18 protein-coding genes are annotated in these 23,098 nt (G+C 45.6%); 15 read left to right on the plus strand and 3 right to left on the minus strand.

Annotated elements, in window-relative coordinates; translation table 11 throughout:
* Window positions 1–9: 9 nt before the first annotated feature.
* The 11 genes from QRD89_RS09605 to QRD89_RS09655 all read left to right on the plus strand — a co-directional run bounded on the left by QRD89_RS09605 (window position 10) and on the right by QRD89_RS09655 (window position 13,611).
* Complete coding sequence (locus QRD89_RS09605; protein WP_062513451.1) at window positions 10–423, plus strand: CoA-binding protein; 414 nt, start codon at window positions 10–12, stop codon at window positions 421–423.
* Window positions 424–730: 307 nt separating this feature from the next.
* Window positions 731–2,686: a DNA topoisomerase IV subunit B gene (gene parE / locus QRD89_RS09610; protein ID WP_026577416.1), complete on the plus strand. Its 1,956-nt coding sequence runs from the start codon at window positions 731–733 to the stop codon at window positions 2,684–2,686.
* A 15-nt stretch (window positions 2,687–2,701) separates the two neighbouring features.
* Complete coding sequence (gene parC / locus QRD89_RS09615; protein WP_286096792.1) at window positions 2,702–5,167, plus strand: DNA topoisomerase IV subunit A; 2,466 nt, start codon at window positions 2,702–2,704, stop codon at window positions 5,165–5,167.
* A gap of 102 nt (window positions 5,168–5,269) precedes the next feature.
* Window positions 5,270–5,896: a TetR/AcrR family transcriptional regulator gene (locus QRD89_RS09620; RefSeq protein ID WP_008638179.1), complete on the plus strand. Its 627-nt coding sequence runs from the start codon at window positions 5,270–5,272 to the stop codon at window positions 5,894–5,896.
* Between the two features lie 71 nt (window positions 5,897–5,967).
* Window positions 5,968–7,110, plus strand: coding sequence for an acyl-CoA dehydrogenase (locus QRD89_RS09625; protein WP_008638178.1), 1,143 nt, complete (start codon window positions 5,968–5,970; stop codon window positions 7,108–7,110).
* Window positions 7,111–7,131: 21 nt separating this feature from the next.
* Window positions 7,132–8,772 carry an AMP-binding protein gene (locus QRD89_RS09630; protein ID WP_008638176.1) on the plus strand — a complete coding sequence of 547 codons (1,641 nt, stop codon included), beginning with the start codon at window positions 7,132–7,134 and terminating at the stop codon, window positions 8,770–8,772.
* 13 nt (window positions 8,773–8,785) lie between these two features.
* Entirely contained in the window at window positions 8,786–10,138 is a 1,353-nt protein-coding gene (locus tag QRD89_RS09635) for an acetyl-CoA carboxylase biotin carboxylase subunit (RefSeq protein WP_286096793.1), read from the plus strand.
* A 13-nt stretch (window positions 10,139–10,151) separates the two neighbouring features.
* A complete protein-coding gene (locus tag QRD89_RS09640; RefSeq protein WP_008638172.1) occupies window positions 10,152–10,364 on the plus strand; it encodes an acetyl-CoA carboxylase biotin carboxyl carrier protein subunit in 213 nt (70 codons plus the stop codon).
* A gap of 9 nt (window positions 10,365–10,373) precedes the next feature.
* Window positions 10,374–11,285: a hydroxymethylglutaryl-CoA lyase gene (locus QRD89_RS09645; protein WP_286096794.1), complete on the plus strand. Its 912-nt coding sequence runs from the start codon at window positions 10,374–10,376 to the stop codon at window positions 11,283–11,285.
* Window positions 11,285–12,067 (plus strand): enoyl-CoA hydratase-related protein, encoded by a 783-nt coding sequence (locus QRD89_RS09650; RefSeq protein ID WP_008638167.1) that lies wholly within the window; start codon window positions 11,285–11,287, stop codon window positions 12,065–12,067. The genes QRD89_RS09645 and QRD89_RS09650 overlap by 1 nt, the downstream gene beginning before the upstream one ends.
* Before the next feature lie 14 nt (window positions 12,068–12,081).
* Window positions 12,082–13,611 (plus strand): acyl-CoA carboxylase subunit beta, encoded by a 1,530-nt coding sequence (locus QRD89_RS09655; RefSeq protein WP_286096874.1) that lies wholly within the window; start codon window positions 12,082–12,084, stop codon window positions 13,609–13,611.
* Between the two features lie 37 nt (window positions 13,612–13,648).
* On the opposite strand, the gene QRD89_RS09660 is transcribed toward QRD89_RS09655, so the two are convergent.
* Entirely contained in the window at window positions 13,649–15,613 is a 1,965-nt protein-coding gene (locus QRD89_RS09660; protein WP_286096795.1) for an AMP-binding protein, read from the minus strand.
* Between the two features lie 195 nt (window positions 15,614–15,808).
* Between QRD89_RS09660 and QRD89_RS09665 the strand changes: the two genes are divergently transcribed.
* The 4 genes from QRD89_RS09665 (at window position 15,809) to QRD89_RS09680 (ending at window position 21,245) form a co-directional block, all read left to right on the plus strand.
* Window positions 15,809–17,311, plus strand: a complete 1,503-nt coding sequence (locus QRD89_RS09665; RefSeq protein ID WP_008638164.1) for a flotillin family protein — start codon at window positions 15,809–15,811, stop codon at window positions 17,309–17,311.
* Window positions 17,312–17,608: 297 nt separating this feature from the next.
* The gene (locus QRD89_RS09670) at window positions 17,609–18,757 is read left to right on the plus strand and encodes an NAD-dependent epimerase/dehydratase family protein (RefSeq protein WP_008638163.1); all 1,149 of its coding nucleotides are present in this window, start codon (window positions 17,609–17,611) and stop codon (window positions 18,755–18,757) included.
* A gap of 13 nt (window positions 18,758–18,770) precedes the next feature.
* On the plus strand, window positions 18,771–19,934 hold the full coding sequence (locus tag QRD89_RS09675; RefSeq protein ID WP_286096796.1) for a glycosyltransferase family 4 protein: 1,164 nt from the start codon (window positions 18,771–18,773) through the stop codon (window positions 19,932–19,934).
* A gap of 777 nt (window positions 19,935–20,711) precedes the next feature.
* Complete coding sequence (locus QRD89_RS09680; protein ID WP_286096797.1) at window positions 20,712–21,245, plus strand: YiiX/YebB-like N1pC/P60 family cysteine hydrolase; 534 nt, start codon at window positions 20,712–20,714, stop codon at window positions 21,243–21,245.
* 21 nt (window positions 21,246–21,266) lie between these two features.
* On the opposite strand, the gene QRD89_RS09685 is transcribed toward QRD89_RS09680, so the two are convergent.
* Both QRD89_RS09685 and QRD89_RS09690 read right to left on the minus strand, forming a co-directional pair.
* The gene (locus QRD89_RS09685) at window positions 21,267–22,202 is read right to left on the minus strand and encodes an exonuclease domain-containing protein (RefSeq protein WP_286096798.1); all 936 of its coding nucleotides are present in this window, start codon (window positions 22,200–22,202) and stop codon (window positions 21,267–21,269) included.
* Between the two features lie 297 nt (window positions 22,203–22,499).
* Window positions 22,500–23,054, minus strand: coding sequence for a nitroreductase family protein (locus tag QRD89_RS09690; RefSeq protein WP_008640036.1), 555 nt, complete (start codon window positions 23,052–23,054; stop codon window positions 22,500–22,502).
* Window positions 23,055–23,098: the final 44 nt, after the last annotated feature.

Genomic DNA, 23,098 nt, shown 5'->3' on the forward strand with positions numbered 1-23,098 from the left:
GGCGTTAACGTGACCTTTCAAAATCCATCGAAACAAGAGATAAAAGAACTGCTCCAAAACTCGAAGCGTATTGCCGTCATCGGCCTCTCTGATAAGCCGCACCGTACATCGTATCAGGTAAGCGAGGCGATGCAGCAGGCAGGTTATGAAATCATCCCCGTCAATCCGGCTGTTGAGGAAGTGCTCGGTCAAAAAGCAGTAGCAAGCCTTGCGGAGGTGGAGGGACCCATTGACATTATCAATGTCTTTCGACGTTCTGAATATCTTCCTGAAATCGCTGAAGAAGCCAAAAACGTCGATGCGAAAGCGTTCTGGGCTCAACAAGGCGTTATTCACGAGGGAGCTTATGATATACTGAAAGATGATTCCAAACTTGTCATCATGGATTTGTGTATCAAAGTGGCTCATGCCCTTTATCGATGATATATCTGTGATTTTTCGTTTAAATCCCTGCATCTGCGGGGGTTTTTTCGTTTTTTTTGGAAGAATTATGTTTGCGAAACCATATAAAATCGCTACAATATAACAAGCGATGTTTTTTGTTGTCAGTGCAATACACTTTTTTTGAATGAACAACAAGCTTCTCTTAGGGGGTATAAGAAAGGTCAAGGTAATCCCTGACTTATTCCATAGGGTCTCTTGAGGTTCCATATGTAAAATTCGTTTACACAATCGAACGTTTGTTCTATTATGGTAATAGTTGTTGGTTAAGAAAGGAGCCGATGGTAAATTGTCGAGTCAAAATCAAACATACACAGATGATTCCATACAAGTACTAGAGGGACTGGAGGCTGTCCGAAAGCGGCCGGGGATGTATATCGGATCCACCGATCATCGCGGACTCCATCACCTTGTCTATGAAATCGTCGATAACGCCATCGATGAAGCATTGTCTGGTTTCGGCGAACAAATGACTGTCACGCTCCACAAAGATGGAAGTGTTTCTGTCGAGGATGAAGCGCGCGGAATGCCGACGGGAATGCATAAAACAGGAAAGCCGACCCCGGAAGTCATCTTGACTGTCCTGCACGCCGGAGGGAAATTCGGTCAAGGCGGTTATAAGTCGTCGGGAGGTCTGCATGGCGTAGGTGCTTCTGTTGTAAATGCTCTTTCGGAATGGCTGGAAGTTCATATTGCCAGGGACGGAGAGAAGTTCTATCAACGGTTCGAGAACGGCGGTGTTCCGGTTACGTCTCTTGAGAATAAAGGGAAGACGCGGAAGACAGGTACGACCATCCGATTTAAGCCTGATCCGACCATTTTCTCAGTTACGAAGTTCAACCTGGAAACGTTATCGGAAAGGCTTCGCGAAGCGGCTTTTCTTCTAAAGGGGTTCCGAATCATCCTGGTTGATGAACGGAATGAAAAAGTTCAGGAAGTTTATCAATATAACGATGGGTTGGAGTCGTTCGTCGGTTACTTAAACGAGGAGAAAGATACGCTTCATCCTGTCGTGTCATTTGAGGGCAGCCAGTCCGGTATTGAATTGGATTTCGCTTTTCAATTCAATGATGGTTTTGCTGAGAACATCTTGTCCTTCGTAAACAATGTACGGACGAAAGACGGCGGTACCCACGAGTCGGGAGCGAAGACAGCGATTACACGTATTTTTAATGACTATGCAAGAAGAGCACAGCTGTTGAAGGATAAGGATAAGAACCTGGAAGGTAACGATATCAGAGAAGGGTTTACAGCTGTCATTTCTGCGCGTATCCCTGAAGAGCTGCTGCAGTTTGAAGGCCAGACAAAGAGCAAGCTCGGGACATCGGAAGCAAGATCAGCCGTGGACAGTGTCATCGCTGAGAAGCTTTCCTACTTCCTGGAAGAGAATCCGGACATTTCTTCCATGCTGATTAAAAAAGCGATCAAAGCTAAAGAGGCAAGAGAGGCTGCTCGTAAAGCAAGGGAAGATGCGAGATCCGGCAAGAAGAGGAAGCGCAAAGATACGTTGTTGAGCGGGAAGCTGACTCCTGCCCAGTCGAAGAACGCACAGAAGAATGAGCTCTATCTTGTAGAGGGTGATTCTGCCGGTGGTTCAGCGAAACAAGGAAGGGATCGAAAATTCCAGGCTGTCCTTCCGCTTCGTGGTAAAGTTATCAATACAGAAAAAGCCAAGATTGCTGACATCTTTAAAAATGAAGAGATTTCCACGATCATTCACACAATCGGTGCGGGTGTCGGAGGAGACTTCACATTAGAAGACTGCAATTACGATAAAATCGTCATCATGACCGATGCGGACACTGACGGAGCGCACATTCAGGTGCTTCTTTTGACGTTCTTCTTTCGTTATATGAGGCCGCTTGTAGAAGCTGGCAAAGTCTTCATCGCTCTCCCGCCGTTGTATAAGGTGAGTAAAGGCAAAGGCAAGAAGGAGAAAGTCGAATACGCCTGGGATGAAGAAGGCATGCAGAAATTATTAAAAGAATTCAAGAATGGTTATTCGATCCAACGTTACAAAGGTTTAGGGGAAATGAACGCAGATCAGCTTTGGGAAACGACGATGAATCCGGAATCACGTACATTGATTCGAGTCACCATCGATGATCTTGCTCGTGTAGAACGCCGTGTGACGACACTGATGGGGGATAAAGTAGAACCTCGACGGAAATGGATTGAATCCCACGTCGCTTTCGGAATGGAAGACGAAGCGAATATATTAGAAAATGATAAAATCCAATCGTAAAAGGAGGACCTCCTGTTGTCTGAGGCAGAAAAGTTTTTAGATTTACCATTAGAGGAAGTTCTCGGAGACCGCTTCGGGAGATACAGTAAATACATCATCCAGGAAAGGGCCCTCCCGGATGCAAGGGACGGCTTGAAGCCGGTGCAACGGCGGATTCTTTATGCCATGCACCAAGAGAAAAATACCCATGATAAAGCCTACCGGAAATCGGCAAAAACGGTCGGTACAGTTATTGGTAATTATCACCCGCACGGAGATTCTTCGGTCTATGAAGCAATGGTGCGCTTGAGTCAGACGTGGAAGGTGCGGCATCCGCTTGTGGAAATGCACGGGAACAACGGCAGCGTAGATGGAGATCCGCCCGCGGCCATGCGTTATACAGAAGCCAGACTGTCTGCAATATCTTCGGAGCTCCTGCGGGATATTGAAAAGCAGACGGTTGAATTCATTCCTAACTTCGATGATACGATTGAGGAACCGACCGTTCTTCCTGCCAAGTTTCCCAGTCTGCTTGTAAACGGGTCTACAGGGATATCTGCTGGGTATGCTACCGAGATACCTTCTCATAATTTAGGCGAAGTCATCGATGCGGTAATCATGCGCATCGATAAGCCGAAATCCACAGTCCCTGAATTAATGACGAAGATTCAAGGTCCGGATTTCCCTACGGGCGGTATTATACAGGGGGTTGCCGGAATTCAAAAAGCTTATGAGACCGGCAAAGGTAAAATCGTTCTTCGCGGCCGGGCGGAAATCCAGCAGCAGCGTGGCGGCAAAGAACAGATCGTTATTCATGAAATACCTTATGAAGTGAATAAAGCGAGTATGGTTAAACGGATGGACGAGCTTCGTATTGATAGAAAAGTGGAAGGGATCGCCGAAGTTAGGGATGAGACCGACCGCACGGGCCTGCGGGTGGTTATCGATTTGAAGAAAGATGCAAACAGCGAAGGCGTGCTGAACTACCTTTATAAGCATACGGACCTGCAGATTTCCTACAACTTCAATATGGTTGCCATTCACGAACGGACGCCGAAGTTGATGAGTTTACCTTTGATGCTGGATGCCTATATCCACCACCAGAGAGAAGTAGTGACGAGGCAGTCGATCTACGACTTAAATAAAGCGAAGAAACGTGCGCACATTGTAGAAGGATTAATTAAAGCTATTTCCATCCTCGATGAAGTCATTGCAACCATTCGGTCATCTAAGGATAAAGCAGACGCGAAACACCAATTGATGGTGCAGTATGACTTCAGCGAAGAGCAGGCGGAAGCCATTGTTACGCTCCAGCTCTACCGTCTGACGAACACGGATATTACGGCACTTCAAAAAGAAGCGGCCGAGCTTGCCGACCAAATTGCCTATTTGGAGAAACTGCTTGGTGATGAGAAGGAAATGATGAAGGTCATCAAAGCAGATCTGCGTTCCATGAAAAAACAGTACAGCGAGAACCGCCGTACAACGATCGAAGAGAAAGTGGAAGAACTAAAGGTCGATCTTGAGGTTACCGTTGCAAGTGAGGACGTCATTGTTTCCGTTACGAAAGACGGTTACCTGAAACGGACGAGCCCGCGGTCATACGGTGCCTCGAACGGGGAAGATTTCGCCCTGAAAGACGGAGACCATCTGCTCCGATTGTTCGAGATGAACACAACGGACACCATTCTGTTATTTACGAATCTCGGGAAGTATCTGTTTCTTCCCGTTCATAAACTTCCGGATATACGCTGGAAGGACCTTGGTCAATATATATCCAACATCGTTCAGGTCGATAAGAACGAATTTATTGTGGAAGCCATCCCTATTCGTACATTTGAAGCGGACCGGTACCTCCTCTTCTTTACGAAGAATGGAATGGTGAAGAAGAGCGAATTAGGGTTGTATAAAGCACAGCGGCATTCCAAAGCTTTGGTCGCCATTAACTTGAAGAACGATGATGAAGTAGTGGATGTCCATTTGACAGATGGAAATTCCGATATTTTCATCGCTTCCAATAAAGCATATGGACTATGGTATAAAGAGGAGGAAGTAAATACTGTCGGCCAGCGGGCTTCCGGGGTCAAAGCCATCACGCTTAAGGAAGACGAACAAGTCGTATCCGGACAGGTCTTTAAAGCATCGGAGGACCCTTCCATCCTTCTTTATACCCATCGAGCAGCGGTGAAACGAATGCGTTTGAAAGAATTTGAATGTACAAGTCGAGCCAAACGAGGGCTCATCATGCTGAGAGAGTTGAAGAAAGACCCGCATCAGTTGATTGATGTGCACCTTGTGCAGCGCGACGATCAAATCGTGCTAATGACGGAGAAGGATCAGATAACAGAATTGAAGCCGATGGATTTCAAAGCCAATGACCGCTACAGTAACGGTTCTTACGTCCTTGATACAGAGGAGCAGGGCCGGGTGGTCGAAGCATGGCTCAAGTCGGAATATGAAATCCCTTTTCGTGATGAATCCGAGGATACGGATAACGGTTAAGGTATAAGAAGCGCCCTGATATCAGGGTGCTTCTTTTTACCTCGTTGTATTTTCAGAAAAATGTGATAAGATGAATGTATATTCATCGCTTGGAGGTGATGTATGAGTGAGCTTAGGGACAGGATCATTGGACATTCGCTGATCTTATTTGAAAAACATGGGTTTCACGGCGTTTCCGTTCATGAAATCGTGCAGGCTTCCGGTACTTCCAAGGGAGGGTTCTATCACCACTTTCAATCAAAGGATGAACTGCTGTACGTCATTCATGACATGTTTCTTACATATGTATGGAGGGAAGCGAGGGCAGCAGACGACACGCATCCATCTCCGGTTGCCAAGGTGCAGGCGATCATACGTGCTTTCGTACACGTATTCGACTTATATCAACCCCACATTTCCGTCTACTATCAAGAGAGCATCTACTTAAAAGCACCCTATGCAGAAAAAATAAATCAAAAACGCGATGAATTTAAGCAGCTGATTTTTCACATTGTGGAGGAAGGGCAGAAGACAGGACATTTCCGAAGGGAGCTTCCTCTTGAAGTTACGGCCATGGCGATACTCGGAATGGTTAACTGGATGTACAAATGGTATAGAAAAGACGGCCCCTATACAATCGAACAGATAGCAGATGTCTACACAGACCTCGTACTTCACCTTTTGTTACCGGGAAGAGAGGACCGGACATATTTTGATCACTTATTGAAGGTGCCTTTTTTTTACGAATAAAAGAAAGCGTTTTCTTTTTTGTTTGATTACAGACCAACCAGTCGGTCTTCCAACTTGTAAGGAGGATATCTATGAATTTTGAATGGACAAAAGAACAGGAAATGACGAGGAACATGGTGCGTGACTTTGCGGATAAAGTTATCGGACCGAGAGCTGTTGCCATTGATAAGAACGCGGAGTTTCCAGAAGATATCTTTAAAGAAATGGGCAAGCTTGGTCTCCTCGGCATTCCGTTCCCGGAAGAGTACGGCGGTTCCGGTGGAGATACGGTGACTTACGCACTTGCTGTAGAAGAAATCGGACGTGTTTGCGGGTCCACAGGACTCAGTTATGCTGCAGCGGTTTCCCTCGGGGCAAGTCCTATCTATTATTTCGGAACAGAAGAGCAGAAACAGACGTTTTTGACACCACTTGCTAAAGGAGAGGGGCTTGCTTCTTTCGGTTTGACGGAGCCGAATGCAGGATCCGATGCCGCTGGCACACAAACCCGCGCGGAACTGAATGGTGATCATTATGTCATCAACGGGGAAAAGTGTTGGATTACTAATGCGGAGTATGCTCGTTCGATAACTGTGACTGCCGTTTCCGGTAAGCGTCCGGACGGGAAAAATATCATCTCTGCTTTCATCATTCCGAAAGATACCAAAGGCATGAAGGTGACGAGTCCGTACGACAAAATGGGAGTACGAGGCAGCAACACATCAGAGATTATTCTTGATCATGTCATAGTACCAAAAGAAAACCTGCTTGGAGATCCGGAGGCAGGATTCAAACAGTTTCTTTATACGCTGGACGGCGGGAGAATATCTATTGCGGCACTTGCTGTCGGTATTGCTCAAGCTGCATTAGACAGGGCTTTAGCCTATGCAAAAGAACGGAAGCAATTTGGTCAACCGATTTCCAAATTTCAAGCTATTCAATTTAAACTGGCCGATATGGCGATGGAAGTCGAGCTTGCAAGGAACATGGTTCATAAGGCGGCTTGGTTGAAGGATAAAGGAAAGCCATTTACGAAAGAATCCGCCTATGCCAAACTGTTCGCCTCTGAAACGGCTTTCCGCGCAGCAAATGAGGCGATTCAGATACACGGAGGATACGGTTATATGCGCGAATATGAAGTGGAACGCTTTTTGCGCGATGCGAAACTCCTGGAAATTGGAGAAGGTACTTCAGAAATACAGCGGCTTGTTATCGCCCGCTCATTAGGCTGTTAATTAAAGGAAGGAGGAAGCGTTATGGCTTTATTGGAACAGACCGTTGGGGAACTCTTGTCAGAAAAAGCAGCGCAGCATCCGGATCAGGAGGCTTTTGTCTATCCTGGTTTGTCGATAAGGAAAACTTACAGGGAATTTGAAGAAATGACGGATGAAGTGGCTAAAGGCCTGATGGCTCTTGGTGTTGAAAAGGGAGAACATATAGCTATTTGGGCGGACAACAAGCCGGAATGGCTATTAAGCCAGTTTGCCTCCGGAAAAATGGGTGGCGTTCTCGTAACCGTCAATACGAACTACCGAACTCAGGAACTGGAATACTTATTGAAGCAGTCAGATGCTTCCACTATCATTCTTGCAGAGGATTTCAGGGGAACGTCCTATATGGATATTTTGAAAGAAATTTGTCCTGAGCTTGAAACATGTGAGAAAGGCGCTTTGGAAAGCGAACGACTTCCATTTCTAAAGAATGTCATCGTATTAAGCGAGCGCTCATATAAAGGATGCTACAACTGGCAGGATCTTCTCGATATGGGACTGACTGTTTCAAACGAGGATCTCTCAGAAAGAAAAGAGACGCTTCATTTCCGGGATGTCATTAATATGCAGTACACTTCCGGGACGACAGGGTTCCCTAAAGGCGTCATGTTAAGTCACCATAACATCGTGAATAACGGAAACCAGGTGGCCGACTGCATGCGGCTTACAAACGAAGACCGCCTATGTATACCGGTTCCTTTCTTCCACTGCTTCGGATGCGTACTAGGAACTTTGGCGGCGGTTTCTAAAGGCGCGACAATGGTTATTTTAGAGCAGTTCGATCCTCTGGAAGTATTAAAAGCGGTTACGAACGAATCTTGTACAGCGCTTCATGGTGTCCCGACGATGTTCATTGCTGAATTGAACCATGAAGATTTCGAAAAATGGAAACCGACAACCCTCCGTACCGGCATCATGGCAGGTTCGACTTGTCCGATGGAAGTGATGAAGCGGGTGATGGACGACATGGGTGCAGGAGAAATAACCATTGCATACGGACAGACGGAATCCTCCCCGGTGATTACTCAAACGAGAGCCGATGACCCGATCGACCTTCGTGTGACGAGCGTCGGCCGCGTCCATCCGCATGTCGAAGTGAAAATAATCGAACCGGCCACCGGAGAAGAGCTTCCTCCGGGTGTACCAGGTGAACTGTGCACACGCGGATATTTGGTAATGGCAGGATATTATAAGAATGAAGAGGCAACGGAAGCGGCTGTTGATCCGGACGGATGGCTGCATACGGGAGATGTTGCTGTCTGCAGTACGGAAGGATATATCGAAATTACCGGAAGAATCAAGGACATGATCATCCGTGGAGGCGAAAACGTCTATCCCAGAGAAATCGAAGAGTTCTTATATAAACATCCGGACGTTCTCGATGTACAGATCGTTGGAGTGCCTGATGAGAAATTCGGGGAAGAAGTCATGGCATTTCTCATTCCAAAGGCAAACGTCACATTGGCAGAAGAGGATATTCGTGCGTTTTGTTCAGGCAGTATATCGAAACATAAAATTCCGAAGTATATCTGTTTCGTAGAGGAGTTTCCGATGACGGCCAGCGGTAAAATACAAAAATTCCGTTTAAGGGAAAGCGCGCTTGAAATACTGCAAACAGAAACGTGAGGAGGAAACACCTATGTTTTCCAAAGTATTGATTGCCAACCGGGGAGAAATTGCTGCCAGGATCATTCGGACGTGCAGGAAGATGGGCATTCAAACGGTCGCTGTTTATTCGGAAGCGGACCAGGACAGTGCGTATGTATCCATGGCAGACGAAAGCTACCTTATCGGTAAACCAAGAGTAAGCGAATCTTATTTAAATGCGGATAAAATTCTCGACGTCGCTGTAAAGTGCGGCGCACAGGCCGTTCATCCCGGGTATGGTCTATTAAGCGAACATGCAGGTTTTGCGAGGAAGGTGGAAGAAGAAGGGATGACTTTTATCGGTCCTCCTTCAAAGGTTATTGCCAAGATGGGAGACAAAGTAGAAGCTAGAGCAGAAATGAAAAGTGCTGGTGTTCCAATTATCCCCGGTACGGATGGTTCGGTTGATTCTGTGGAAGATGCAAAGAGAATCGCAGATGAATTCGGCTATCCCGTCATGCTGAAGGCAGCGGCAGGCGGCGGAGGGATCGGTATGCAGGCGGTCCATAATGAGCAGGAACTGGAAAAGGCATTCGCAGGGAACTCGAAACGAGCGGAGACATTTTTCGGAGACGGCAAGATGTTCTTAGAAAAACTGATTGACAAGCCGCGCCATATAGAGATTCAGGTGCTCGCTGACGAACACGGGAATGCCATACATTTATTTGAGCGGGAATGTTCGATTCAACGCAGGCATCAAAAAGTACTCGAAGAAGCACCATCCCCGTCTCTATCTGAAGCAACGCGGGAAAAGATGTATAGAAGTGCTCTGAAAGCGGTGGAAAGTCTCGGCTACACGAATGCGGGTACGCTTGAATTTCTCGTAGACCAGGAAGAGAACCACTATTTCCTGGAAATGAATACGCGTTTGCAGGTGGAACATCCCGTTACAGAAGAAATTACAGGGGTGGATATTGTTGAGCAGCAGCTGCGCATTGCAGCTAAGAAGCCGTTGTCCTTTGGACAGGAGGATGTACAAAGGAATGGGCATGCGATAGAAGTGAGGATTTATGCGGAAGACTCCAATACTTTCTATCCCTCTCCCGGCAAACTCACAAAGCTTCGTCTTCCCGAAGGAGATGGAATCCGTCATGAGACGGCCATCTGTGAAGGTTCTGAAGTCACCCCTTTCTACGATCCAATGATTGCGAAATTAATAGTCCACGGCGGGGACCGTCAAGAAGCCGTAGAACGACTGACGCAAGCCGTGCATGCGTATGAAATAGAAGGAATTAAGTCAAATTTGATGATGTTGAAGCGGATCGTTACGCATGAGAACTTCATCATTGGCGACACGAAAACAGATTTTATTGAGGTTCATTATTTACCGACGTTAACGAAATGAGGAGGATGAAGAGATGAAGGAAGTGAAGGCTTCGATGGCAGGAAGTGTATGGAAATTGGTAGCAAAAGAAGGAGATTCGATAGAGGACGGGCAGGATGTCGTAATCTTGGAGTCAATGAAAATGGAGATACCAATCACGGCAGAATACTCCGGTGTCCTAAAGGAGATGAAGGTTGCAGAAGGCGATTTTGTCAATGAAGGAGATACGATCGCAGTCATTGAATAGGAGGGTCCTATGATCTCATTCCCTGAGAAAGTAAAGATAAAGGAAGTCGGTCCGCGCGACGGGTTACAGAATGAAGCGGTAGAGGTTCCATGGGAGCGGAAGGTGGAATGGATAAATCTTCTTTCTGCTGCCGGGTATGAATATATTGAATTCAGTTCTTTCGTTCATCCGAAGTGGATTCCACAACTGAAGGATGCTGATATAGTGGCGAGGTCCATCGACAGAAATCCCGGAACGACCTACGCTGCTCTCGTCCCGAATGTAAAGGGGTTGCGCAAAGCGCTGGATAATGGTGTCGATGAAGTAGCTGTCTTTATGTCGGCGAGTGAAACACACAATAAGAAGAATATCAACAAAACCATCAACGAGACGTATCCTGTTCTGCAAGAAGTCATCACAGAGTCCAAGCAGGAAGGAAAAAAGGTAAGGGGTTATATTTCTTGTGTATTCGGTTGCCCTTATGAAGGACATGTCCCATTCGAGCAGACAGCAGCAGTCGCAAAGACACTTTTGAAGATGGGGGTGGACGAAATATCTCTCGGCGATACCATCGGGACGGCCGATCCGAAGCAGGTCGACCTTTTTCTTGAGTACATGAAAGAGAGAGTCTATTTGGAACATACGGCGCTCCATTTTCATAATACCAACGGAATGGCGCTCGCAAATGTGACGGTGGCTCTTCAACATGGAATCACCATCTTTGATGCATCTCTCGGCGGGCTTGGTGGATGTCCCTATGCCGAGGGAGCTTCAGGAAATCTTGCAACAGATGACCTCGTTCACATGCTTCATCGTATGGGGATCGAGACGGGAATTAATGAAGAAAAACTAAGGAAGGCAGCTGCCTTCCTTGAGCAGGAGCTCGGAAAACGTCTGCCGAGCCATCAAAGACAGATAGCCGCTAAAGAGGAGGTAGGTTGATGGATACGTTCACGAAACTGGAGGCTTTGGATACCCATGTGTATCTGCTGACATTAAACAGACCATCGAGTGCCAATGCCCTTTCCAGCGGGTTATTGGATGAATTGGAAGAAACGCTCAAAGATATTCAGCGGCGGCCGGAGATACGTGTGCTTTTAATAACAGGGAGCGGAAACAAAGCATTCTCCGCAGGCGCTGATTTGAAAGAACGGGCGGAAATGGGCGAAAAAGAGGTATTGGCGGCAGTGGAGAAGATCGGCAGTACGTTTCGACTTCTGGAAACGTTGTCTATTCCAACGATTGCAGTAATGAATGGTGCTGCTTATGGAGGCGGGCTTGAGCTTGCTCTTGCCTGCGATATCCGGTTTATGAGCAGTTCTGCAAAAGCAGGGTTGACGGAAACGTCGCTTGCCATCATTCCGGGCGCGGGAGGTACGCAGCGCCTGCCCCGCCTTATCGGACCAGGGAAAGCAAAAGCTATGATCTACTCTGCAAAGCCGGTGGAGGCGGATAAAGCTCAAGCCATCGGTCTTGTCGAATATGTGTATGAGCCGCAGTTCTTATTATCTGAAGCAAAAGATTTCGCCTGTGCCATCGCACGCAATGCACCAACAGCACTGAAACAGGCAAAAAAAGCAATTCAGGAAGGGCTGGATGCAGATCTGGAAGCCGGCTTGAAAATCGAACACTCCTGCTACGAAGTAACCATTCCCACCAAAGACCGCCTGGAAGGGTTGAATGCATTTAAAGAAAAAAGGAAGCCGGATTATAAAGGAGAATAAACGTGGAGAAGACGATGCCCAATAAAAAAACGTGGAAAGAAAATAAGCAGCGGATTAAGGCAGGCGGGGCGGAAAAGTATCATGAAAAAAATGCCCAAAAGGGGAAATTGTTCGTCCGTGAACGCCTGAGGCTGCTTTTTGACGACGATATCGATGTGGAAGATGCTTTCTTTGCAAACTGTATGGACGAATCACTCCCTGCGGACGGTGTTGTGACGGGAATAGGAAAAATTAACGGCAAAGATGTCTGTGTGATGGCTAACGATTCAACTGTGAAGGCAGGCTCGTGGGGGGCACGAACGGTAGAGAAGATCATACGCATCCAGGAAACAGCAATGAAACTTAATCTGCCGATGCTGTATCTCGTTGATTCCGCAGGAGCACGTATTACAGATCAAATCGATATGTTTCCGAACAGACGCGGAGCCGGTAGAATTTTTCACAATCAAATAAAATTGAGCGGTCGTGTCCCGCAGGTCTGCCTTCTCTTCGGTCCATCTGCAGCAGGTGGGGCTTATATCCCGGCTTTCTGCGACATCGTTGTCATGGTCGATGGTAATGCTTCAATGTATCTGGGATCACCGAGAATGGCAGAGAAAGTTATCGGTGAGAAAGTGTCATTGGAAGAAATGGGCGGGGCAAGAATGCACTGTTCGGTTTCCGGTTGCGGCGATGTTCTCGCCAAAGATGAATCGGAAGCTGTCCAATTTGCAAGGGACTATTTAAGCTACTTCCCGCAGAGCCATAAGGAGCGGCCGAAGAAAAAGACGCCACTTGCACCGGGAGACTTTGACAAATCCATCGGTGACTTGATCCCTTCCAATCAAAATGCGCCCTTTGATATGTATCAGCTGATAGACAGGTTGATTGATGAAGGTTCTTTCTGTGAAATCAAAAAGAAGTTTGCGCCCGAACTCATTACAGGTCTCGCACGAATCGAAGGAAGAAGTGTCGGTGTGATTGCCAACCAGCCGCGGGCAAAAGGCGGTGTCCTGTTTCCTGATTCTGCAGATAAAGCTGCTAAGTTCATTCAGCTATGTGATGCGTTCCATATACCCCTTCTCTTTCTTGCCGATATTCCAGGCTTCATGATCGGAACAAAGGTGGAACGCGCCGGAATCATCCGGCACGGGGCTAAAATGCTGTCTGCCATGAGTGAAGCGACCGTTCCTAAAATATCAGTGATTGTAAGAAAAGCATATGGTGCGGGATTGTATGCTATGGCAGGTCCTGCGTTTGAACCGGATGCATGTCTTGCTCTTCCGTCTGCTCAAATTGCCGTCATGGGACCGGAAGCAGCCGTGAACGCTGTGTATGCAAACAAAATAGCGGAACTTCCGGAAGAGGACCGTCCCGCTTTTATTCAGGAAAAGCAGCAGGAGTATAAGGAGAACATTGATGTATACAGACTGGCATCTGAAATGATCATAGATGATATAGTGGAACCGGATGCACTTCGTTCTGCCTTGGCTATTCGTTTCCAGGCTTACGAACGAAAGGACATCATCTTCACAGAAAGAAAGCACGGTGTTTATCCCGTTTAAAAAAAGCCCCTGATCCTTCTTGGACCAGGGGCTTTTTTTATTCTCTCTCATTCAAAAGGGAAGCACCGATCTTCCTTATTTCTTCGACCGTATCCGGATTTTCAAGCGCACTCAAATCACCGGATGAATGATTCAAATATGCGGATTTGATGGCCCTTCTCATCACTTTTGCATTTCTCGTTTTTGGTAAATCTTTGACGAAGTGCATGCGCTTCGGGGCAAGCGCTTTGCCAAGTTTCCTTTCCATATATAGCTGCAATTCTTCTAAAAGGACATCTCCTTCTTCGTACAAGGGGGACAAGATGACGAAGGCGACAGGCTCTTCTCCTTTGATTGCATGCGGGACCCCGATGACACCTGCTTCACTAACGGCCTCGTGATCAACAAGGACCGATTCGACTTCAGCAGGACCGAGCCTTTTCCCGGCTACATTGAGGACATCATCCGATCGCCCGGTAATGGTAAAATAACCTTTTTCATCTTTTAAAGCCCAGTCTCCGTGGACCCACGTGTCTTTAAAACGGTTCCAGTAAGTGGATAGGTAACGTTTATCATCTTGATAAAAACTATTTGTCATCCCTACCCACGGAGTTTTGATAACCAGCTCTCCTACTTCATTCGTTACAGATTCCCCTCGCTCATTCCATACATCCGCATCCATACCTGGAAGTGCTGCATTGAACGTGACCGGTTGAATCGGCTTGATCAATACATTTCCTAAAATCCCTCCCGAAATTTCCGTACCGCCGGAATAGTTGAAGATCGGTACTTTTTTCTGACCGGCATGCTTAAACAGCCAGTGCCAGGGATCGGGATTCCATGGTTCTCCAGTGGATGCAATGAGCTTCAAAGAGGTTTTATCATGTTGTCGCAGCCACTCTTTCCCGTGCCTCATTAACGAACGGACGAGAGTGGGGGATATCCCTAAGTGAGTCACCTTGTACCGTTCAACCAGTTCCCATAACCGTGAGGGGGCGGGATAGTCCGGTGTTCCTTCGAAAAGGACGACGGAAGCTCCGTTAATCAGGCCTCCATAGACGAGAAAAGGCCCCATCATCCATCCCATATCCGTGTACCAGAACACCGTGTCCCCTGCTCGGACATCCATACAGATACCTGCGTCAAATGCCGCTTTTATCGGAAAACCGGCGTGAGAATGGACAGCTCCTTTTGGTTTTCCAGTCGTTCCTGACGTATAAATAATCATAAAAGGATCGTCTGCATGCATGGGTTCTGTTTTGAAAGCGTTACCATTTTTCCTTAAAGAAGACCACTGTACATCCCTGTAAGGATTCCAGTCGATTTCTATACCTGTCCTTTCTACAACAATAATGTGTTCAAGGGAAGGACAATGATCAGCAGCAAGGTCTGCTTCGTCTTTCATTCGAATCGATTTGCCGCGCCGGAAGAAACCATCCGCAGTAATGAGAGCTTTTGCCTTGGAAGCCTTTAATCTAGATAGAAGTGCTTCTTCCTTGTAACCGGAGAATGCTGGTGAGAAAACGGCGCCTGTTTTGGACAGGGCGAGCATGGCAATCACTGTTTCGGGAATCATCGGCATGTACAGAAGGACATTGTCTCCTTGTGTGATTCCAAGACTATTCAAACCATTTGCAATGCGGTTCACTTCGTCATGGAGCTCTTGGTACGTATAAGAAAGGCGCACACCATCATCACCTTCCCAGTAGAGAGCGACAGCGTTCTTCTTAAAAGGGTTCCCTGCCCATCGATCCAAAGCCAAATGAGCGACATTCATTATACCACCATCAAACCATTTCGGGAACGCAGGACCGGCGGAGAGATCCAGCGTTTTCTTAAATGGGGTGTACCACTCCACTCCAAGCTCGTTTACAACTTCTTTCCAGAACCAGTCGGGGTCTTCTACAGACTTTTGGTGAAAAGAGTCATAATCAGTAAATCCAAGTTTTTTCATCCATTGGAATAACCGGGTAGATTCAGCCTGCGTGGGATCAGGCATCCATACATTTTCGTGCTTGGACATAAGCAAAAACCCCCAGAATTCAGAATTGTCTTTCTTTTTATTATACATGATTAAAAAGGATGGAGGAATGTTTGCGCATTTTTCACAAATAATTCCTTGGAAAAGGTTGAAAATTTCTATCATTTTCTATACGGTGGGAAAAGTCATGGGATATTTATCCACGAATGACAAATGTACAATAAAGGAGAGAGAAAGATGTTTGAAGGAGCAATTACTTTGTTGATACTTGGGGTTGTCGGTATCATCGCCATTATAGCGGGGATCATTACCCTGATTATTTTCCGCCTGCGTTACAAGACAGCGAGTTCCAATGAAGCACTGATTGTGACAGGACCGAAGCTCGGGGACCCGGAGCAGGAGAAGAATGTGTTTGAAGACGATAACGGGAGGTCCGTCAAGATCATCCGTGGCGGAGGCTACCGGCTTAGAATGTTCCAAACCGCAACGCCTATTGATCTTACATCCTTCCAGCTGCAGGTAAACTCAGAAAAAGCCTACACAAAAGAAGGGATTCCGGTTCGGGTGGCAAGTACAGCCGTCATCAGTATTGGAAGCGAACTTGCAATTATGGCCAATTTTGCCGAGAAGTTTTTAGGGAAAAAGCAAAAAGAAAGGGAAGAGGAGCTAAAAGACGTCTTAAACGGACATCTTCGTTCCATCATTGCCTCCCTTCCTATTGAAAAAATCTATAACGACTTCAAAGAAGTTAATACGCAAGTGAAAAAAATTGCAGAGTCTGATCTAAAGGGAATGGGGTTCGAAATCACTTCATTCGCCTTGAATGATGTCGAGGATGTAGATGTGGAGAATGGTTACATAGATGCACTGGGGCGTCCTCATATTGCGGAAGTGCAGAAAAAAGCCAACATGGCTGAATCCGATGCAACGAAAGAAACACGCATCTATCAGGCGAAGAATGACCAGGAAGCGCAGGATGAAGAAAACCGCCGTTTGACTGCTGTTGCAGAGTCAAGAAAAGAAAAAGATATCAAAGAAGCAGAATTTGAGAAGGAAACAAACCGCGCCAAAGCGAATGCAGAGCAGGCAGGAGAACTGGAACGTCAAAAGCTCGCTCAGCAGATCAAAGAAGAAGAGCTCCAAGTCCAGTATATTGAGAAAAAACGAGCCGTTGAATTAGAAGCGGAAGAAAACAAACGGAGACGGTCGATTGCAGATGCAGAGGCTTATGAAGTAACAAAACGGGCTCAGGCGGAAGCGGATAATGAAAGAATTAAAGGGGAATCAGAAGCAGAAGTCATTCGTCAACGCGGAATTGCAGAAGCGGAGTCGAAAGAACGAATGGCGAAAGCGATGGAGCATTACGGAGAAGCGGCCATAATGGAAATGCTGATCAACGTACTTCCAGAATACGCAGAAAAAGTTTCTCAGCCGCTCAGTCAAATCAAAGATATGAAAGTGATTGATATGGGGGGACAGGACAGCAAAGGCGGCACTGCAAAAGTTGCCAGCAGTGTTACGTCTACGATGCTCGGTATTCAGGAATCACTGAAGGAAACGACCGGGATGGATTTGAAGGCGATGCTGGAGAGTTATGTGTCCAGAGGTGCTGTCCATTCCTTTCATAAAGAGGAAGAGAAGTACAAAGAAGCGGCTGCTGCAAAGGAAGAAAGGGAAGACGAATCTGATCAGCCGTCAGAACGAGAGAAGAAAACAGAAGATGATGCAAATCAGCATTAAAAAGAGAGGCGCACAGATCTGAAAAGGTCTATGCGTCTTTCTTTTACTTGTTTTTCCTAATAGATACGTTTAAGGGATAGACCGGTTGGGGTATTATAATTCTCAGGCATATAAACAGCATGGTCTTTTATTTCTTACATAGTTCACAAATACTTAGCCAGTAATTAATTGTTTCAAAATTGAATTAATGGTAAAGTCAAAAACGTAGAGACCTTAGGTGCACATGAAAGGTGCATCGGACGGTTTACTGCGCAAAAAGGAATACGAGTATGCTAGATGTTACTAGGAGGTAGGATTATGAGAATTATTGTAGCAGGGGGAGACGGTTTTTGCGGTTGGCCGACAGCATTATACCTATCCAAGCAAGGTCATGATGTAACCATCGTAGATAATTTAGTACGCAGGAAATATGACGATGAGCTGCGGTCCAATTCCGTGACACCAATCGCCACTCTGGAAGAACGGGTAGCGAAGTGGAAAGAAGTGACCGGTAAAGAAATCAAGACATTTATCGGGGATTTGAATCATTACGATTTCCTGAGCGAAGTATTCCGTCAGACAGAGCCGGAAGCTTTTGTGCATTTCGCCGAACAGCGGTCCGCGCCTTATTCCATGATTGACCGCGAACATGCGGTCTATACTCAATCAAACAATGTCATCGGTAACTTAAACGTGCTGTATGCCATTAAAGAATTTGCACCGGAGTGCCATCTGATTAAACTCGGCACGATGGGTGAATACGGAACACCGAATATTGATATAGAAGAAGGATATATTGAAATAGAACATAAAGGACGTAAAGACCTGCTTCCTTACCCGAAACAGCCGGGTTCTTTCTATCACTTGTCCAAAGTGCACGACAGCCATAACATCATGTTTGCGTGTAAGATTTGGGGAATCCGTGCGACAGATTTGAATCAGGGCATTGTTTACGGTCTACATACCAAGGAGACGGCGCTTGATCCGCTGCTTGTGAACCGAGTAGACTATGACGGTGTCTTCGGTACGGCTCTTAACCGTTTTATCAACCAGGCAGCAATTGGTCATGATTTGACGGTGTATGGAAGCGGAGGGCAGACAAGGGCTTTCCTTAACATCGAGGATACCGTCCGCTGCGTGGAAATTGCAGCAGAGAACCCTGCTGACAAAGGAGAATTCCGTGTATTCAACCAGTTCACAGAGTGGTTTTCCGTCATGGAGCTTGCGGAACGTGTCCAGCAGATAGCGAAAGAAGAAGGACTGAACACAAATGTCCAACAGATTGAAAACCCGCGAATTGAGAATGAAGACCATTATTACAATGCGGTGAATACGAAACTGAAAGACTTGGGACTGGAACCGCACCTTCTGACAGATGATGTCATTCGGGGCATTCTTAAAACAGCGATCGAACATAAAGACCGTATTATTAAAGAGAACGTATTGCCGTCCATTACTTGGAAGTAGGGAGTTTTCCGCTTTGAAAATCGCCATTATTACCGAAACATTCCTTCCATCCACGGATGGAGTCGTAACAAGATTAAAGGAAGCAATCAAATACCTGATCAACCAAGAGCATGAAGTCATAGTCATTGCTCCGGATCTTGGAGTGACAGAATATGAAGGGGCGATTGTCGAAGGGGTTAAACCGACAACCATGCCTTTTTACAGATCCAAAGAGTTTTCGCTCCCACAGCGACGCGTAAAGGAGCTTCTGATCAAACATGATCCAGACCTGGTTCACGTCGTTAATCCGGCCCTCGTCGGGGTCTCAGGGGTATATTATGCGGACAAATTAAACTACCCGTTGATTGCATCCTATCATACCCATGTACCGAAGTATCTTGATTATTACAGGCTTTATCCATTCAAGCCGCTCGTATGGTGGTATTTCAGGAAGCTGCACAACTATGCAGATGTCAATTTATGTACATCGAGAGCGATTAAACAGGAGCTTGACGATAAGAAGTTCCATAACGTAAGTGTTTGGGATCGGGGGGTGGCTGTGGATCACTATCATCCGCGGCATCGGACTTCTGCGATGAGAGAAAGGCTTTCCGACGGTAATACGGAGAATAAGCTTCTTGTTTTCGTAGGGCGACTGGCGCCTGAGAAGGAGATCCATAAGCTGAAGCCTTTACTTGAATCAAGGGACGATATTTCGCTTGCCATCGTCGGGGAAGGGCCTGTCAAAGACCAGCTGGAAAAGACGTTTGAAGGGACCAATACGGTGTTTACAGGGTTGCTCCACGGAGAGGAACTTGCTCAAGCGTTTGCTTCATCGGATGCTTTAATTTTCCCATCTGTAACAGAGACGCTCGGGTTGGTTATTCTTGAAGCGATGGCTTCCGGGCTGCCGGTTGTTGCAGCGAAGAGCGGGCCTACCATGGAACAGGTAGAAGACGGCAGAACAGGCCTGCTGTTTGAAAATGAGAATACAGAAAGCATGATCGCTGCTATTAAGCGCCTGGAAGATGATGATCTGTATGAAGAACTGTGCAGCAACGCAAGAGCTGAAGCAGAGAAATACAGCTGGCAGAAACCATCGGAACAAATTCTTGATTACTATTATGAAACGATAAAAGTTTTCAACGAGAACGAAAGTCCATCGTCCAAAAAAACAAAAATGAAAGTCACAGAGTAATACTCTGTGACTTTTTTCATTGAAACTTAGTAGCAACTCCGAACCTGAAGAATGATACAATCAACAACGGAACATAAGTTCGCGGAAATATAAAACAAAAGTCGTTTAAGATTCTAACTTACAACTTAGTAGCAACTCCGAAAGAAAAATATAAAACACTCAATAAAATGAAAAAAGACCCGGCATACGTGAAATAAAAGGCTGGAAAACTAGGCAGCCGAATTAAAACTTTACTGGATTCTAAAGAAAAATGCAATGAATAAATGAGGAAGTATGAACGTGGATTTTGTATAGCAGTCATAAAGATGATCTATAGACGGAATAACTAATAAGTGCAACGTCATGATCATTGCTTGGTTAACAAGGAACGATCAACTGATTCATGGAAGAAAAACAAAGCAGATGAGTAATACGAAAAAAACACAATATGAACAAATTGTGTGGTTTAACAAAGTAAAACCAGTAATTGATGCAATTTTGGATCTGTACATTTTTTATCTGTTTTGTCTCAATATCAAAAGTATACTTAGTTATTGAGACGGAAAGTCATTATTTTAAATGACTCAGTATAATATATATTATGTAAACTAAGAAAATTATTAAAATAAGTAAGCGAGTCATTTGTCTTCTCTCTTTGTTGGTTAACTGCTATAAGAATGATTTGCGAACATTTGTTCCGGGGGCGGTATTTTTGGCACTTAGCATCTTTCATTCCCTTTGTTTTTCTACTGGCGATGAAGTACTCTAAAAGAAATCATAAGTTAAAGGAACGATTCCATGAAAAAACGATTGTTATTTTCCCTTTTAGCTGTTCTGGTGTCCATAATTAGATATATTTCTAAGAACCCCTCCAGCTGCTGCCGACTCGATGCTTCTTTGGTAGAACCTGGTGATTTGTTGTTCTCCCCGATTGGTAAGAAAGAATCATTTTATATCGGACATGTGGGCATCGTAACTGGAGATAATCATGTGGTTCATTCTGTGCCTGCAGGAATTATCCGAGATCCTCTTCCGTATTACTTACAAAAATTTCGTGGAATCGAACGGTACAAACCGAAACAAAAAGATGCGGGCCTGCGTGCTGCGCAATATATTGATACTCACTATCCCAATCATACACCTGCAGACTACACAATCATGACGACTTTAGGAAGCAGAAGTCACCAGCAGTATTGCAGTAAGATTGTCTGGCAGGCGTATTATTACGGTGCCGGGATTAACCTGGGAAGACAGCCGAAGCTCGCTGTTGCTGTTCATCCACAAGTCTTAAAAGACAGCCGGTATTTTCTTCGAATGGAACGTTTGACATAACAAAAACGCTGCTGTGAAGCGTTACACAGTAGCGTTTTTGTTTAACTCGTTCATGAAAACGGTCTCGGGTAGTATTTCAATGGATGCTCCCTGCCTTAACAGCTGTTCAGCTCGTTCAAGTTTTGTTGTTTTTTCTCCATTTAAATAGTTATCATACGTTTTAGATCCCACCACTACATAATTGGTTGTTGACTCAATCTGAGGGTGCCAAACGGCTCCTGCACGTTTGATTTGTTCTACTGCGTCTTGTCTTTTCAACCCATTTAATCTCCCTGTAAAAGCAATCGTACAACCGGCATACGGGTGATTGTGATTTATTTCTTTGGTTGCTGCAGCAAATGTATGGCCAGTAGATTTCCTGGCCTTTTTTCGTTTGTTGATCCGGGCCGGTTCATATCCACCGTCGAAAATCATGCCATTTGTTGTCCCCGTCTTTTCTATTAAGTCTTTGAGGTTTACGGCGCCAAGTTCTTTTTTTGCTTCAAGAAGGATAAAGGCGGAGGCTTTAGCGTCTTCCAGGGCATGGTGGTGATGGAAAGCAAAGCCCAGGTGGTCAGCCACGACATTTAATTTGTATTTTGGGAGATCCCATGTTTTTTTTGCAATATTGACGGTACAGTTGTATGCAAGCATAGGATACGGAAGTTGGTAAGCATCGAGCACAGCTCGAAGTACGCCGATGTCAAACGGGGCATTATGAGCGACCACCAGCTTCCCTTCCACCATCTGCTTTATTTCCCTTTCCCAAAGAATGTCGAACGTTTCGGCATCAGCTACATCCTCCGGAGTAATTCCGTGTACTTGAATATTGATTGGTGCGAAATAATTGTTCTTCGGTTGGACGAGCCTGTAATACTCCTGAACAATTTCTTCATTATCATACTCCACTATTCCGATGGAACAAACGGAAGAGCGTTCTCTATTGGCTGTTTCAAAATCGAGAGCGATAAAATTCATAAAATGCTCCTTTATTAACGTTTTACCTCTATCATAAAATGAATGCAGCCTCCCCGTCTATCATCAAGCCTTATTGTATAAATTTGACCTTGCCACTGGAGTCTGAATTGTGAAAAATATGGGTGGCACACAAACTGAAACTCGTGGAAGACCTGGAGAAACACTAGGCGTCGTTTTGATCGCTTTTGATTCAAAATATAAGAACAAGAAACGCGAACATTAGTTCTTCCCTTCGCATTTTTGGCATTTTCGGCATGAAACGAATAAAAAACACATCAAATCGATGTGTTTTTTGTGTTAATTTTTATAAACGCTCCATTTTTGTTCGATCGGTGTCCGCGTTTTCGTTTTTGGTTCGTGATCAAAAAAGCCCATGTGGATGAATCCGACAATCTTCTCTCCCTGTTCGACTCCTAATAAACGACGAACTTTCGGTTCATGAATCTGCGGGTTTGTTTTCCATACGACGCCGAGTCCTCTCTCCCATGCCAGCAGCTGGAAATTCTGAAGCAAGCAGCTGATTGCTCCAAAGTTCTCTTCCCATTGTTTCTGTCGCGGGTCCTCTTCCATAACCGCAATTAAAAAGGCAGTCGGCTGGCTGAAATAATTTCTCCTGTTTTCCTGCATGTCTTTAGGGAATGTCTGAACAAGTGATTCAACAAACCCCTCTTTCTCTTCTTCTGGTATGTAGATAAACCTCCAAGGTTCCCTTAAGCCGTGAGTTGGTGCCCAACAGGCATCATCCAGGAGCTCCTTTACTAATTCCTGAGGGACAGGCTCATTGTTGTAGCCGGTTTTTACTGATCGTCGTTCCCTGATAATTTTTGCTAAATCTGATTTAGTCGTTTCCATTATTGTTCCCCTTTATCTGGTTTATGATAAAGATAATGATAATC

Origin of the sequence: Halobacillus sp. ACCC02827 (assembly GCF_030291935.1) — a bacterium.
GTDB lineage: Bacteria > Bacillota > Bacilli > Bacillales > Halobacillaceae > Halobacillus.